This is a genomic window from Actinophytocola oryzae (assembly GCF_004364325.1).
GTDB classification, from domain to species: Bacteria; Actinomycetota; Actinomycetes; order Mycobacteriales; family Pseudonocardiaceae; genus Actinophytocola; species Actinophytocola oryzae.
Genome location: NZ_SOCP01000009.1, coordinates 97,672 through 112,348 on the forward strand (window position 1 = coordinate 97,672; position 14,677 = coordinate 112,348).

The 14,677-nt window shown below is 70.3% G+C and carries 13 protein-coding genes; 11 read left to right on the forward strand and 2 right to left on the reverse strand.

Annotated features, from left to right (window positions below; all coding sequences use genetic code 11):
• The first annotated feature begins 71 nt into the window (after positions 1–71).
• The 11 genes from CLV71_RS24175 (at position 72) to CLV71_RS24225 (ending at position 10,094) form a co-directional block, all read left to right on the forward strand.
• Positions 72–914 (forward strand): SAM-dependent methyltransferase, encoded by an 843-nt coding sequence (locus CLV71_RS24175; RefSeq protein ID WP_133905141.1) that lies wholly within the window; start codon positions 72–74, stop codon positions 912–914.
• A 93-nt stretch (positions 915–1,007) separates the two neighbouring features.
• The gene (locus CLV71_RS24180) at positions 1,008–3,035 is read left to right on the forward strand and encodes a transglycosylase domain-containing protein (protein ID WP_133905142.1); all 2,028 of its coding nucleotides are present in this window, start codon (positions 1,008–1,010) and stop codon (positions 3,033–3,035) included.
• Between the two features lie 112 nt (positions 3,036–3,147).
• Complete coding sequence (locus CLV71_RS24185; RefSeq protein ID WP_133905143.1) at positions 3,148–3,582, forward strand: hypothetical protein; 435 nt, start codon at positions 3,148–3,150, stop codon at positions 3,580–3,582.
• 14 nt (positions 3,583–3,596) lie between these two features.
• Complete coding sequence (locus tag CLV71_RS24190; protein ID WP_133905144.1) at positions 3,597–4,184, forward strand: phage tail tube protein; 588 nt, start codon at positions 3,597–3,599, stop codon at positions 4,182–4,184.
• A 22-nt stretch (positions 4,185–4,206) separates the two neighbouring features.
• Positions 4,207–4,515 carry a hypothetical protein gene (locus CLV71_RS24195; RefSeq protein WP_133905145.1) on the forward strand — a complete coding sequence of 103 codons (309 nt, stop codon included), beginning with the start codon at positions 4,207–4,209 and terminating at the stop codon, positions 4,513–4,515.
• Between the two features lie 17 nt (positions 4,516–4,532).
• Positions 4,533–4,880, forward strand: a complete 348-nt coding sequence (locus CLV71_RS24200; protein ID WP_208297727.1) for a hypothetical protein — start codon at positions 4,533–4,535, stop codon at positions 4,878–4,880.
• Positions 4,877–6,646, forward strand: a complete 1,770-nt coding sequence (locus CLV71_RS24205) for a phage tail protein (protein WP_133905146.1) — start codon at positions 4,877–4,879, stop codon at positions 6,644–6,646. Before CLV71_RS24200 ends, CLV71_RS24205 begins: the two co-directional genes overlap by 4 nt.
• A 70-nt stretch (positions 6,647–6,716) precedes the next feature.
• Entirely contained in the window at positions 6,717–7,568 is an 852-nt protein-coding gene (locus CLV71_RS24210) for a phage distal tail protein (RefSeq protein ID WP_133905147.1), read from the forward strand.
• 17 nt (positions 7,569–7,585) lie between these two features.
• The gene (locus CLV71_RS24215; RefSeq protein ID WP_133905148.1) at positions 7,586–8,578 is read left to right on the forward strand and encodes a hypothetical protein; all 993 of its coding nucleotides are present in this window, start codon (positions 7,586–7,588) and stop codon (positions 8,576–8,578) included.
• Positions 8,579–8,580: 2 nt separating this feature from the next.
• Positions 8,581–9,666: a hypothetical protein gene (locus tag CLV71_RS24220; RefSeq protein ID WP_208297728.1), complete on the forward strand. Its 1,086-nt coding sequence runs from the start codon at positions 8,581–8,583 to the stop codon at positions 9,664–9,666.
• The gene (locus CLV71_RS24225; RefSeq protein WP_133905149.1) at positions 9,663–10,094 is read left to right on the forward strand and encodes a hypothetical protein; all 432 of its coding nucleotides are present in this window, start codon (positions 9,663–9,665) and stop codon (positions 10,092–10,094) included. Before CLV71_RS24220 ends, CLV71_RS24225 begins: the two co-directional genes overlap by 4 nt.
• 38 nt (positions 10,095–10,132) lie before the next feature.
• On the opposite strand, the gene CLV71_RS24230 is transcribed toward CLV71_RS24225, so the two are convergent.
• Both CLV71_RS24230 and CLV71_RS24235 read right to left on the reverse strand, forming a co-directional pair.
• Positions 10,133–13,462, reverse strand: a complete 3,330-nt coding sequence (locus CLV71_RS24230) for a ThuA domain-containing protein (protein WP_133905150.1) — start codon at positions 13,460–13,462, stop codon at positions 10,133–10,135.
• Positions 13,463–13,498: 36 nt separating this feature from the next.
• Complete coding sequence (locus tag CLV71_RS24235; RefSeq protein WP_133905151.1) at positions 13,499–14,602, reverse strand: sugar phosphate isomerase/epimerase family protein; 1,104 nt, start codon at positions 14,600–14,602, stop codon at positions 13,499–13,501.
• Positions 14,603–14,677: the final 75 nt, after the last annotated feature.

Sequence of the window (14,677 nt, forward strand, 5' to 3'; positions counted from 1 at the left end):
CACAGGCGGGTGACGTCGCGACCGTAAGCTCTGGGCCGCCCGAACCCCCGCCGAAACGGAGCTCTCCCGTCATGAGACCGCAGCCGCCGACCAACGTCCGCGACCTGGACCTCGAGAAGCCCAACGCCGCCCGCATGTACGACTACTACCTGGGCGGCTCGCACAACTTCGAGTCGGACCGGGCACTCGCCGGGCAGGTCGAGCAGGTAGCCCCCTGGGTGAAGCACGTCGCCGGGATCAACCGGGCCTGGCTGCGCCGTGCGGTGGACTTCCTCATGGCACAGGGCATCCGCCAGTACCTCGACCTCGGCTCCGGCATCCCGACCGTCGGCAACGTGCACGAGATCGCGCAGCGCCGCCACCCCGACACCCGAGTCGTCTACGTCGACTACGAGGCCGTCGCCGTGCACCACAGCTTCGAGCTGTTGCGCGACAACGACAACGCGGCGGTCGTGTGGGCCGACGTCCGCGACGCGAAGGCCGTCCTCGAGCACGAGGAGACCCGGCGGCTCATCGACTTCAGCCAGCCGGTCGGCCTGCTGTGCGCGGGGCTGTTGCTGTTCATCGGCGACGAGTACGACCCCGCCGGGCTGGTCGCCGCCTACCGCGACGCCTGCGCGCCGGGCAGCTACCTCGCGATCTCGACCATGAGCCGGGACGAGGCCGACCCGAGGACCGCCGAGCAGCTCGCCGGACTGCTGAAGCTCTACGAGATGGCCGACGAGCGCGTCTACCCGCGCACCAAGGAGGAGATCGCGGCCTGGTTCGCGGGCACCGAGTTGGTCGAGCCGGGGCTGGTGCCGCTGCACAGGTGGCGCCCGGAGCGGTCCTCGGACGGCGACCCGATGTGGACGCAGCACGAGTCCTCACCCGCGCGTCTGCTCGGTTACGCGGCGCTCGGCCGCGTGCTCTGACTTTCCCCGGGTTCCCTCAGCGCCGTCTCAGGCTGCCCTCAGGTTCGCGGTGAATCGTGGCCGACGGGAGCGCGGGGCGACGAGGGGTGGCACATGCGTGGAATCGTGCGGTTGGTCGGGGGGTGCCTGCTGGCCGGGGTCCTGGTCGCCGCACTGATGGCGCCGTTCGTGGTCGGGAGCGGGCTGGCGGCGGGGCGGGTCGCCGCCACCGCCGCCAGCATCTCGCCGACCTCGCTCGACGGTGAGACGCCGTTGGTGACCACGGTCACGGACCGCAACGGCGCCCCGATCGCCACGGTGTTCGACCAGTACCGGCTGCCGCTGTCGGCGAAACAGGTGCCGGACACCCTGAAGGCCGCGATCATCTCCATCGAGGACCGGCACTTCTACACCGAGCACGGCGTCGACCCCACGGCCGTGCTGCGTGCGCTGGTGAACGACATCGACGGCGGTCCGACCCAGGGCGGCTCGACGATCACCCAGCAGCTCGTGAAGAACTACCTGATCAATGTGGTCGACCGGAACGACCCCGCGGCCCAGCAGGCCGACCGCGCCGACACGCTGACCCGCAAGATCCGCGAGGCACGCTCGGCGATCGAGCTGGACCAGTCGACGGACAAGGACGACATCCTCACCGACTACCTGAACGTCGTGGAGTTCACCGGCCGCGTCTACGGGGCGGCGGCAGCAGCGCAGGCGTACTTCGGGGTGTCAGTCGACAAGCTGAACCTGCAGCAGGCCGCGCTGCTGGCCGGCATGGTCAACAACCCGACGCTCTTCGACCCCTACAACCACCCCGAAGCCGCGCTGAAACGGCGCAACCAGGTGCTCGACGCCATGGCGGGCACCGGGTCCGTCGACCGGCACACCGCGGACGAGACCAAGCAGACGCCGCTCGGGGTGGTGCCCGGCGGCCCGAACGTGCCGGCGAGCACGTGTGCGGGCGCCGCGCCGGACGCGGGTTTCCTGTGCCAGTACGCCCTCACCTACCTGACCTCGGCGGCCGGGCTGTCGTCGGACCAGCTCGCGACCGGCGGGTACACGGTCCGCACGACACTGGACCCGACCGTGAGCCAGGCCGCGAAGGACGCGGTGAACGCGAACGTGCCGACCACACAGGACGGTGTGGCCAACACGATGGCGATCGTCTCGCCGGGGTCGGACAGGCACGAGGTCCTCGCCATGGTCGCGAACCGGAACCTCGGCACGGACGCGGGGCAGGGGCAGACGTCGAGCAACATCGTGTCCGAGGTGTCCGACCCGTTCGGCGCGGGCTCGGTGTTCAAGATCTTCACCTCGGCCGCGGCGGTCGAGTCGGGCAAGGCCGAACTGGACACGCAGCTGCCCAACCCGTCGACGGGATGCTTCGCGCTGTCCGGCCGGAAGTGCTACACCGTGCACAACGACGGCGACTATCCCGATCCGATCACCCTCGCGGACGGCCTGGCCACGTCGCCGAACACCGCGTTCGTCGGCCTGGAGACCAGGGTGGGCATGCCCGCGGTGCTCGACATGGCGAGCAGGCTGGGCCTGCGGACGACGATGAAGTCCAACGACGAGGGCAAGGCACCGGACACCTCATCGGACGACACCCAGCTCAACCAGCCGCAGTCGCAGTACTTCCTGGACAAGCCGTCGTTCACGCTCGGCAACAGCCCGGTGAGCCCGCTGGAGCTGGCGAACGTGTCGGCGACGCTGATGTCGGACGGCACGTGGTGCCCGCCGGACCCGGTCCAGTCCCTGACGGACCGCTTCGGCCACGACGTGGCCCTGCACCGGGAGGCCTGCTCGCAGGCGGTGACACCGGACGTGGCGAGGACGATCGTGGCGGGGCTCGGCAAGGACACGACGATCGGCACGTCCGCGCAGGCCGCGCGCAACGCGCGGTGGACCCGGCCGGGCATCGGCAAGACGGGTACGACACAGACGAGCGAGTCGGTGGCCTTCGTCGGCGGCAGCGGGCCGTACGCGGTGTCGTCGCTGGTCTTCGCCGACGGGTCCGAGCCGGGTGAGCTGTGCCCGGGGCCGCCGGTCCACCTCGGCAACTGCGGCCACGGCGCGTTCGGCGGGACCGCAGCCGCACCGCCGTACTTCCACGCGTTGAACGAACTCCTGGGCTGATCCCGCCGGTGCGCATACGTTGCGTGTGGTGTTTTCACCACCGTGAATTCGTCCTGGACGAACGAAGATCACTGCGTTAGCGTCCTTCCTGGGTCCCGACCTGGGGAGGCAAATGGGACAGTCCTCAGCTGATGGTGCGTTGTTCTTTCCCGATGTCGAAAATCTTGTCGCCGCCTTTCTCGGCACGCGGGGCGAGCTCGACGGGGTTTATGTCGGCGTCGCACTCCCGACGGGTTTCGACGGCGGTTCTCGGGCCGTTGTCGTCAACAGGCTCGGCGGCGGGTTTCGGTCGGATGATTTTCTCGACGACGTCATCGCGCTGGTGGACGCGTACGGCGGTGACAAGACCTCGGCACACGCGGTGGCCAACGCCGTGCGGGGCGTACTGCCCCTGATCACGGTGGCAGGCCACGCGGGCGGCGTGGTCGTGAGCGAAGTGGAAGAAAGCCAGGGGCCGTGCTGGTCGCCGGACCGGCGCAACGGTGGCGCCAGCCGCTATGTCATGCGATACCGGTTCGTCGTCCCCGTTCGTCCCGTTTCGGCCTGAGTCAGGAGGATTCCGTGGCTGGACTCAATGCCAGTGAAATTCGGGTGGCCGGTACCGGGACGATCTATGTCGCGCCGGTGCACACGGCCGCCCCGGCCGATTTCTCGGCGGGCGCCTGGGACGCGCCGTGGGTGAATCTCGGGTACACCACGTCCGACGGCGTCAAATTCATCAGGAAGGACAAGCTGGATCCGGTCGACACGTGGCAGTCGGTGGCGCCGATCCGGTTCGTGTTCAGCGACCGCGACTTCTCCGTGAAGTTCGCGCTGCTGCAGATCAACGCCGACACGCTGCCGTTCTTCTTCAGCGGCAGGGCACTGGACGCGGGCGCCACCTCGTTCGCCCTCGCCGCGGCGCCGACCGTCGAGGAGCGGGCGCTCGGCATCGAGTTCCACGACGGCCCGGACGTCACGCACCGCCTCCACATCCCGAGGGGCGCGGTGACCGAGACCGACGAGACGGCGGTGACCCGCACCTCCGCGATCAAGCTCGGCGTCACCTTCACCGCGCTCACCCCGATCAACGGCGAGTTCGAGCCGCTCGCCGTCTGGTCGATGAAACCGCCCGCCACCGCGTCCGAGGACGCGGAGCAACCGGCCTAGCGACGAGGGGAAGAGCGAACACATGGGGCGGTACAACGTCAACGCGGCCAGGGCCCAGCGCCTGGAGGCCCACGGCGAGCGCTGGGACTTCGAGGTCGACGGCGAGCTGTTCTGGCTGCCGACCGAGCTGCCGAGGCACGTCGTGGGCAAGCTCGCCGAGCTGGACCAGTCCGACCTGGACGGTCTGCTGACCCTGCTGCTGGGCGAGGAGCAGGTCAAGCGTCTCGACCAGCACGTCGTGAGCGTGCAGGACATCCAGGGGCTGCTGGAGGCCTACGGCCGCGACACCGGCATGACCCTGGGGGAATCCTCGGCCTCGACGCGCTCCTGACCGAGCACGGCGAGGCCGTGGAAGCCGACCTGCTCCGCTACTACGGCGTGGATCTGCTGGACTACCACCGCGGCACGCTGTCCGCCCGCCGGGTCCGCGTCCTCGTCGAGCACCTGCCCCGCGACGCGGCGCTCGTGCGTGAGCTGCACGGCGAGACCGCCGACTGGGGGCTGTCCGAACACCTCCTCGCGGCCGTCGTCGACGAGCTGGCCGCGGGTAACTGGCTGTTCGCCACGGCCAACCGCGACGAACACGCCGACCCGCCCGAGCGGCCCAAACCCGTGCCCCGGCCGGGGATCGAGACCGAGACACCGGCGGCGACCCCCGCGGAGATCGCGGCGTTCTTCGTGGGAGGCGGACCGTGACCGGCGCCTTCGGCGACATCGCCGCCGACGCCCGCGCCGCGATGGAGAGCGTCGTCGCGGAGGCACGCAACGCCGCCACCGAGCTGGTCACGAGCGTCAGGACCTCGGCTGTCGGCGTGGTGACCGATGCGCGGACCGCCGTCAGCGGGATGATCACCGGCGTCACGCAGGCGGTGACGGGTGCGGTGACGGGCGCCGCCAACCAGATCTCGCAGAACTTCACCGAGCACGTCAACGCCCAGCTCGGCGAGATGACGGAGAAGTTCAAGGAGACCCACCCCGCCGTCACCGGTGCCGTCACCGACGTCGTCGGCTACGCGGACGCGGTGAACACGGCCGCGACCGCCGTGCAGGGCACCGTCGGCCACGTCAGGGACGCGGCCACGGCCATGCAGGAGCTGCCGGGCGCGATCGGCGACATCCGCACCGGCCTGCGTGACACGGCCACCGAGGCCGCCGAGCTCGGCCGCGAGGTCAAGGACCTCGCGGCCAAGGCACCCGGTGCGGTCCGCGACCTCGCGTCCTCGGTGAGCGGCAACCTGAAGAGCGCGTTCGACACCGCACGCGAGAGCGCCACCAAAGCGGCAGGCGCCGTCGGCACGTTCGCGACCAGCGCCAGGACCATGGCCACCAACGCGGCCACCGCCGTGCGGAGCCTGGTGCAGCTCGCCGCGAGCTACGCCAGAGCGGCGATCCAGGCGGCTCTCGCCGCGGCGAGAACCGTGGCGGTGGCGGTGGCACAACGCGTGGTCGCGATCGCGACCCGCGCGTGGGCGATCGTGCAGGCCGTGCTGAACGCGGTGATGTCGCTCAACCCCATCGCTCTCGTCGTCATCGCCATCGGGCTGCTCGTCGCGGCGATCGTGTTGGCGTACAACCGGAGCACGACGTTCCGCACCATCGTCAACGCGGTGTTCACGGCGGTGAAGAACGTCGTCGTGGCCGCGGTGAACGCGGTGCGCAACGTCATCGCCGTGGTGTGGCCCTACATCGCGCGGGTCGTCCAGGTCGCGGTCACGGCCATCAGGACCTACGTCACCACCTACTTCACGATCGTCCGCACCGTGATCACCACCGTGTTCAACGCGGTCCGCGCGGTGGTGCTGGCGGTGTGGAACGCGATCCGCGCGATCATCACCGGCGCGGTCAACGCGGTGGTGAGCGTGATCCGCGGCATCAGCCGGGTCGTCGGGATCGTCAGGGACGCGTTCAACCAGGCCAGGAATGCCGTCAGCGGCGCGATCTCCGGCATGGTCGAGTTCGTGCGCGGCCTGCCGGGCCGCGCGGTGGGCGCGCTCACCAACATCGGCAGGACGCTCTACGAGAAGGGCAAGGACCTCATCCGGGGCTTCGTCAACGGGATCCGCGACATGGCGGACAACGTCGTGTCGACCATCAAGAACTCGATCATCGACCGGATCCCGGGGCCGATCAAGAGCGCGCTGGGCATCTTCTCGCCGTCACGGGTGATGGCCGGCATCGGCCGCGAGATCGGCGCCGGGCTGGCGGTCGGCATCGACGCCTCCGGCGACGAGGTGGCCGGCGCCATGAAGAAGCTGGTCCCGGTGCCCAAGGCCGCCACGGTCGCGCCCGCGTTCGCGGCCCTGGCCGCGTCCGTCGGGGGATCGACCCTCGTCCAGGCCGCCCGCCGGGCCGCCGCGACGTCGCAGGTGACGGTCAACGTCCACCCACGCGAAGGGCAGTCGGAGTACGAGATCGGGCGCGTCGCCGCCCGCGAGGTGGCGTGGGCGGCGAAGACGTCATGAGCGGAGCTTGCGAAGCGAGTCATCGAGGTTCAGGTCGTCGTCGAGTCCGCGGAGCGGCGGAGGTGGCGTCATGACCTCGGATCTGGTGCTTCCGGTGTTCACCGTGGACGGCTGGTCGGGGAACGTGGTCGACGACGAGGGCGTCGAGTGGTGGGTGACCAGGGAGGATGGCTGGGCGAGCGGCCCGGACGTCCGCCTGTCGCTCGCCAGCCGGCCGCAACGCGACGGCGGGTTCGACGCGGAGTCGTTCCGTTCGGTCCGCGTGATCACCCTCGAAGGCCTGGCGATCGCCCCGGACCGGGACGCCAAGGAACGCGCCAAGAACCGCATGGGTGCCGTCCTGGCGGACGGCTCGACGCTGTCGGAGCTGACCGTCCGGGAACGCACGGTGGTCCGCCGCGCGATGGTCAGGCTGTCGGCAGGCACCAAGATCGTCGACAGGGGCCCGCACGGCTTCGAGTTCTCGCTGCAGGTCACCGCGCCGGACCCGCTCCGGCAGGCCGTCGAACCACGCACGGCCCGCTGCGGCCTGCCGCGACCAGGCCCCGGCGTGACGTTCCCGCTGGGGTTCCCCCTGGCGTTCGGTGAGCCGGTGGACGGGTCGCTGTCGATGACCAACGCGGGAACCGCCGTCGCGTGGCCGGTGTGGACGATCACCGGACCGGTCAACCAGCCGGTGATCCGCAACGACTCCACCGGGCAGCGGCTCGCGTTCAGCCTGCGGCTGGCCGAGGGCGACACGCTCACCGTCGACGTGGCCGCCCGCACGGTCACCCTCGGCGGCGCGTCACGGCGCTCGATGCTGCTGCCGGGCTCGACGTGGTTCGGCCTGCCGCCCGGCACCACCGCCGTCGGCTTCGACGCGACCGACACCACCGCCGCGGGCACGCTCGCGGTGTCGTGGCGGGATTCCTGGATCTGAACGGAGAGGGGACCACCATGGCCGAACGCCATCCCGGCTGGGTCGACGGCATCGACGCGGCCGAGGCACGTCTGGCCACCGGCCTGCTCGTGGCGGCGAACGGTGTCGCCGACGCGCTCGGCCCGATGCGGGTCCGGTCGGGCATCCGGGACGCACCGGGTTATCCCGGCCGGGTCGCCGTGAGCGGCACGAAGGCGACGGTCAACGCGTTCCAGGCGGTGATCGCGGACGACGCCCGCCCGGCGGGTGGCGCCTACCTCGTCACCATGGACACGCAGAAGGAGCTGACCCTCGGCGCCGCGCACCAGTCGCTGTACCGGATGGACCTCGTCGTGGCCGAGGTCCTCGACACCGACCCGGGGTTGCTCGTCAGCGTCTACCCCGGCGACAACAGCGCGAGTGCGACGCCGCCCAGGCCCGCGGTGACCAACCCGCTGTCGTTGGTGCTCGGCGAGGTCACGGTGCCGCCCGCCACGACCGGTGCGCCGTCGGCGAAGGACACCCGGTGGTTCACGGCCGCGCTCAACGCGATCATCCCGGTGCTCGGCGAGGCGGACCGGCCACCCAACCCGCACGGCAGCATGATCATCTTCCGGTTGGACACGCGCAAGCTCGAGGTGCGCACGAGCGAGGGCTGGACGACCTACCGCCCGCCGCGCGGCAGCGTCGACACCTGGCACACCCCGAGCGCACTGTCCAACGGGTGGGTCAACTACAACGCCGGCTACCCGCAGTTCGGCTACACCATCACCGAGGACGGCTGGGTCCACCTGCGGGGGCTGATCAAGAGCGGGGTCTTCGACACGACCGCCACCAAACAGATCTTCACGCTCCCGAACACGCCGATCAACTACCGGCCGGTGACCCACCACCTGTTCCCGGCGGCCGTGCCGCCCGCGGGCAACCCGCCGACCGGCCGGATCGACGTCTGGCCGGACGGCAAGGTCGTCGCCGTCCACGGCACCAACGGCTACCTGTCACTCGACGGCATCTCGTTCGCCACGTACTGACCATGGGGGCCACCTACACGTACCTGATCGCGGACCTGCGCGGCGGCGACATCCTCGACGAGCTGCCGCTCTCCGGCGTCACGTTCGACAAGAAGCTCAACGACACCGGGTCCTTGCGCGCGCAGCTCTACGTCGGCGACCCGGAGATCCGGGTGAGGGAACCACGGCTGCTCACCGAGCCGGGCCGCACGGCTGTCTACGTCGACCGCGACGGTGAGCTGCTGTGGGGCGGGATCGTCTGGACCAGCCGGTACTCCGGCGCCTCCAACGTGCTGGAGCTGGGTGCCGCCGACCTGCTGTCGTACTTCGAGCACCGGCTCGTGCTCGACCCGGAGGACCCCACCGCAGGCGTGCCGCTGGCAGGCGACCAGCTCGCGGTCGCCAGGAGCCTCGTCACGGGTGCGCAGTCCCATCCCGGCGGCGACCTCGGGATCGTGTTCACCGGCGCCGAGTCCTCCGGCGTCACCCGCACGGTCACCTACTCGCCGGGCGACCTCAAGCCGGTCGCCGACGCGCTGCGGGACCTCGCCAACGCCGACGACGGCTTCGACTTCACCGTCGACGTCCGGTACGGCGAAAGTGGGGAGCCGCAACGGTTCCTGCGGTTCGGCTTCCCGCGCCTCGGGCAGCCGGGCGCACCGTACGTCTGGGAGTACGGCGCGAACCTCGTCGACTACGTCTGGCCGAGCGACGCCGCGAGCATGGCCACCCGCGTGCTGGCGCCGGGCGGCGCACCCGTCGTGACCGACCCGACCGCCCTCACCGCGGGCTGGCCGCTGCTGGACGCACAGGTGTCGCCGTCGGACACCACCGACGCCGCGATGCTCGACGCACAGGTGAAGGGTGAGCTGGCCGCACGTCGCAGACCGGTCGTGCTGCCCGAGCTGACCGTGCGTGCGGACCTGGACCCGGTGGTGGGCAGCTACTCCGTCGGCGACGACGCGCGGATCGTCATCGACGACCCGTTCTTCGCCGGCGAGCAGCTCGACGTCACCGTGCGGATACTCGGCCTCGAGGTCACCCCGGGCGACGACGCCGGTCAGGAACAGGTCACGCTCACCGTCGCGCCGTTCCTGGAGCAGTCATGACGAGGGTCAACCGGCCGGACACGCTCCTGACCCGGCTGCGGGAGATCGAGCGTCGCCTTCGGCTGCTCGAAGGCCGCGGACCCGCGATGACCATGGCCTCGGTCTCGCCCCCGCCACCGAGGCCCGTGCCGCTCACACCCGCACGGCCCAGGGACTGGCCGGGTACCGACTCTCCCGAGTGGACGGACCTCGTCCTCACCCTCGCACAGCCGGGCGAGTTCCGGGTCGTGGTCGACGCCGTCGCGGACACCGGGGCGTCGGGGGAGGCACGGGTGCTGGTGAACGGGACACCGGTCGGCGCGGGGTTCGCCGTGGGGGAGTGGCACGTCGTCGACATCACCGTCGGGGAGGAACTGAGCGAGGTCGTCGTGCAGGCACGCAGGACGGGTGGCGGCGGCCTCGTCCGCGTCAGCGCGACGCTGGTGTAGGCCGGTGGGACACCTCGCGGTGCCCCACCGGTCACCCACTATGACCGGGTGAACTCCACCCAGTTCAGGTTGAACAGGCCCGTCGTCGGGCCACCGGCCACCGGCCGGAACACCAGGTACAGCGCGTGCGCCCCGGCCGGTTGGGACACCGGCACGCTCTGGCTCGCCCACGCACTCGTCCCTGCCGTCGCCGCCAGGGTGGCCGTCGTGACGACCGGTCCCGTCGGCGAGTCGAGCCGCAGCTCGACCGCGGCCCTCGGCTGGCCGACCGTGCCCGCCGAGCCACCGGCGTACCGGAACGTCACCGCGGACGCGTCACCCAGGTTGATCGGGTCGAACGCGACGTAGTCCCCGGCGTCCACACCCGACAGTGCGTTGCCGCCGCCGGTGTCGTTGCTGACCGTGATCTCCACACCCTGCTTGACCTGGGCGTTCTCGGCCTGCTGACGCGGTGTCTGGATCACCGTCTGGCCGATCGTGGTCAGCGCGGGCTGACCGCCGCCGCCGAGGTCGGTGTACTGCGCGGAGATCCCGCCGTACAGGTACCCGCCAGCATGGTCGGCGCCGTCAGCCGGGGTCGGCAGCACACCCGTGCACCCGGTCGTCGAGCCCTGGCCGTGGCCATGGCCGTCGTGACCGAGCACGAACGTCACCGTGACCCGCGAGCAGTCGATGGCGCCGTCCTCCGGGTCGGTGACCGTCACCTCGAACGGGACGTTCTCGCCCCAGTCGAAGAACGAGCCGCCGACCGGCGAGGTGACCGTGACCGTCGGCGCGGTGTTCCCGACGGTGATCACACGCGTGAGCACCGCCGTCCTGCCGCTGGAGTCGGTCACCGTCAGCTTCGCCGTGTACTGGCCGTTCACGGTGTAGGTGTGCGACGGGTTCGGGTCCGCCGAGTCCACCGTGCCGTCGTTGTCGAAGTCCCACGCGTAGGAGATCGACTCGCCGGGGTCGGGGTCGTACGTGCCCGCGCTCGAGAACTGCACCGTGAGCGGCGCCGTGCCGGACGTCGGTGTCGCGTTCAGGACGGCCACCGGCGAGCGGGTGCCCTTCACGTACCGGATCACCGACAGCTGGGCGTCCGGGTTCGGGCGGAAGAACCCGTCGCCGTACTCCAGCATGTACAGGCTGCCGTCCGGTCCGAACTCCATCTCCATGGGGTTGTCGAAGACGAAGCCCGGCAGGAACTGCTCCACGCCGACGAGGTTGCCCTTGCCGTCGGTGCGCATCATGAACAGCTTGTCCCGGGTGAACTCGCCGAACACCACCGAGTCCTGGTAGTACTCGGGGAACTTGGTCTCCGACGTGGACTCGCTGTCGTAGTCGTAGATGGGTCCGCCGTGGGGGCCGACGCCACCCGTGCCGATCACCGGCCACGTGAAGTCGCACGGGATCGGCGGGTTCTCCAGGTACGCGCTCGCGCACGGGGTCCGTGCCTCGTACGTGTACCAGAACTGCGGCTGCTGCACCGCCGGGAGCACGCGCAGGCCCGTGTTGTGGCGCGAGTCGTTCACCGGCGCACCGCAGTTGAACCGCGAGCCCGGCGTCAGCGTGCCGAAGTCGTAGTCGACGTACGCGAGGCTCGGCGACACGCACAGCGGCCAGCCGTAGTTGCCCGCCTTGTTGGTGCTGAACCACCGGCCCGTGCCCTCCGGACCCCGGGTGGGGCTCGGCGTGCGTGAGTCGGGGGAGTAGTCCCCGACGTACACCCGGCCCGACGCGTCCACGTCGTACCGGAACGGGTTGCGCAGGCCCATCAGGAAGATCTCCGGACGGGTCTTGCCGTCCGTGTCCTGCGCCTCCGGGAACAGGTTCCCCTTCGGGCTCGTGTAGGTGCCGTTGGCCTTCACCTTGATCCGCAGCAGCTTGCCCCGCAGGTCGTTGGTGTTGGCCGCGGACCGCCGCGCGTCCAGGCCCGGCGCGGCGTTCGCCGAGTCGTTGATCGGCGTGAACCCGTCCGAGCCGCCGGCGTTGGTGTCGTCGCCGGTGATCAGGAACAGGTTGCCCTTGCCGTCGAACTTCACCTTGCCCGCCACGTGGCAGCAGATGCCCCGGTCGGTGCCGACCCGGATGATCTGCTGCTCGGTGGACAGGTCGAGGTGCGGTGTCGGGGTTTCCACCATCTTCACGCGCGAGAGCTGGTTGTAGCCCTCGAACTTGTCCCACACCGTCGGGTCGGTGGACGACAGCGGCGCGTCACCCTCGTTGACCCCCGGCGTCGACGGGTCGTCGACCGGGGTGTTCAGCACGGGTGCGTAGTAGATGTAGACCCACTTGTTCGTGGCGAAGTCCGGGTCGATGGACAGTGTCTGCAGGCCCTCCTCGTCGTGGCTGTAGACGGGGACCGTGGTGATGACCGGGCTGGCGCCGGTGGCAGGGTCGTAGAGCCTGACCTCGCCGCCTCGGGTGTTGTGCAGCACCCGGCCGTCCGGCAGGACCGCGAGCGACATCGGCTCGCCGGGCTCGTCGTTGAGGGTGACCTTCTCGTAGTTGCCGAGCACGGTCGCGCCGCAGTCACCCTCGACCACGCCCGCCGCCCACTCGATGCCACCGAGCAGGTGCTCGCGGACATTGCTGTTGCGGTAGGACTCGATCGAGTGGCCGAGACCGGTGTACCAGCTCCGGCCGCCGACGTGGTCCTGGCACCAGGCCACGGGGTGGTCGTAACCCATCGTTCCGCCGCTGAACGAACTCTCCTCGGCGGTGGCCAGCACGTGCTCCTGGCCGCGCACGTTGGCCGCGAAGTTGTACCACTCCTCGGTCAGCGTGAGGGTGCGTGGCACGGTCTCGGTCGACGGGTGGACGCGGTCGGCGACGGACACGGTGCCCCTGCCGACGCCGGCCACGCTCGCGACCTTCGCGCCGACCAGCTCCTGGTAGAACGGCCAGTCCGGCTCGGTCTCGGCGGCCGCGTGCACGCCGACGTAGCCGCCGCCGGCCCGGATGTAGCCCTCGAAGGCACCCTGCTGGGCGTCGTTGAGGACGTTGCCGACGGTGTTGAGGAAGACGACCGCGCGGAAGTTCGCGAGGTTGTCGGTGGTGAAGGCGTTGGCGTCCTGGGTGGCGGTGACACCGAAGCCGTTGGCGGCGGCCAGGTCCCTGATGGTCTGGACGCCGTCCTTGATCGACGGCCTGCGCTCGCCGTCGGTCTTGGTGAACACGAGCACGCGGAATGTGTCGGGTTGGCGGTTCTCGGACCGCAGGGCGGCCGGACCGTTCTCCTGTACGGAGAGGTCGCGGTCGCCCTGCTCGCCCGGGGCGGCGGCGCTGGACGCGCCGCCGGTGAGGGTCATCGCTGCCGCGGCCACCAGGCCGGTGGCCGCGGCGATCCATCTGTGTGCTGCGCGTTGTGCCGAAGTTGCCATGGTCTCTCCAGGTGCGACGGTGAACGCGGGAGATGGTTACTTGCGGTAGATCGTCAGCTCGGACATGTTGGTGTAGCTGATCTGCGCCTGCTGCAGCGACTGGCCGGGGTTGGCCGCGCCGCCGGGTGCGTTGTCGTTCTCCCAGTTGGCGTGGTGGAAGTTCTGCTCGCCGATGACCTCGAAGAACTGCTGGAAGTTGATGTCACCCACGCCCAGCGCGGTCATGTCGTAGCCGTCGCCCGCGGCCGGGTTCCTGACGCCGTCCTTGGCGTGGAACAGCGGGAACCGGGTCGTCTGCGGGGCGACCGTGAGGATCGGGTCGAACAGGTCGGTCTGGGTGTTGCCGCGCTTGTCGGTGTAGGTCTGGTGGCGGAAACGCGCGACGTAGGCCCAGTAGATGTCCATCTCGAAGAACACGTACCGGGGGTCGGTGATGCCGAAGAAGTACTCGAGCTTGCGCAGGCCGGTGCTGCGGGTCGGCCTGCCGTTCGCGTCGAGGGGGCCCGCGTCGAGCAGGAAGTCGTAGGCGTCGTGGTGGTTGTGCGTGTAGAGGCGCAGACCACGCTTCTTGGCCTTGCGGCCCAGGTCGTTCCACACGTCGGCCGCGGCGTCCCAGTCGGCCTTGTACCGGCTGCCGGACGGGTCGCCACCGGTACCGATGTTCTTCATGCCCAACGTCTGGGCGATGTCCATCTCCTGCTCGAACGTCGTCGGGTTGATGGTCGTGTGGGTGCCGTTCGCGACCAGGCCGTTGGCGTCGAGGAGCGCGCGGATCTCGGTGGGGGTGATCTGGCGGCCCAGGATCGACTCGTGCTGGGTGTAGCCCGCGAACTCGACCTCCTTGTAGCCGCACTTGGCCACTGCCTCGAGGACCTGCGCGAACCCGTACGGCACACCGGTGTTGTCCGGCGCGGCGGTGATCCGGTCACGCACGCTGTAGAGGATCATGCCCCGGTTGCGCGCGGGGATCAGCGGCTCGGCGTGCAGCGTGCTGCCGGGCAGTCCCTGGCCCTTGTCGGCGAGCGCGGGAGCGGCTGTCGCGATGATCGGCGCACCGGCGGCCGCGAGCACGGCCGCCGCGCCTGCGGAGGCCCTGAACACGTCGCGCCGGGTGACGCGGGAGGGGGTCTTCTCGTCCATGAGAGGTTCGCACCTTTCGGGGTTGAGCACTGGCGCACGCCGCGAACGGTCCAGCGAGGCGGGTCCTGGCGTGGG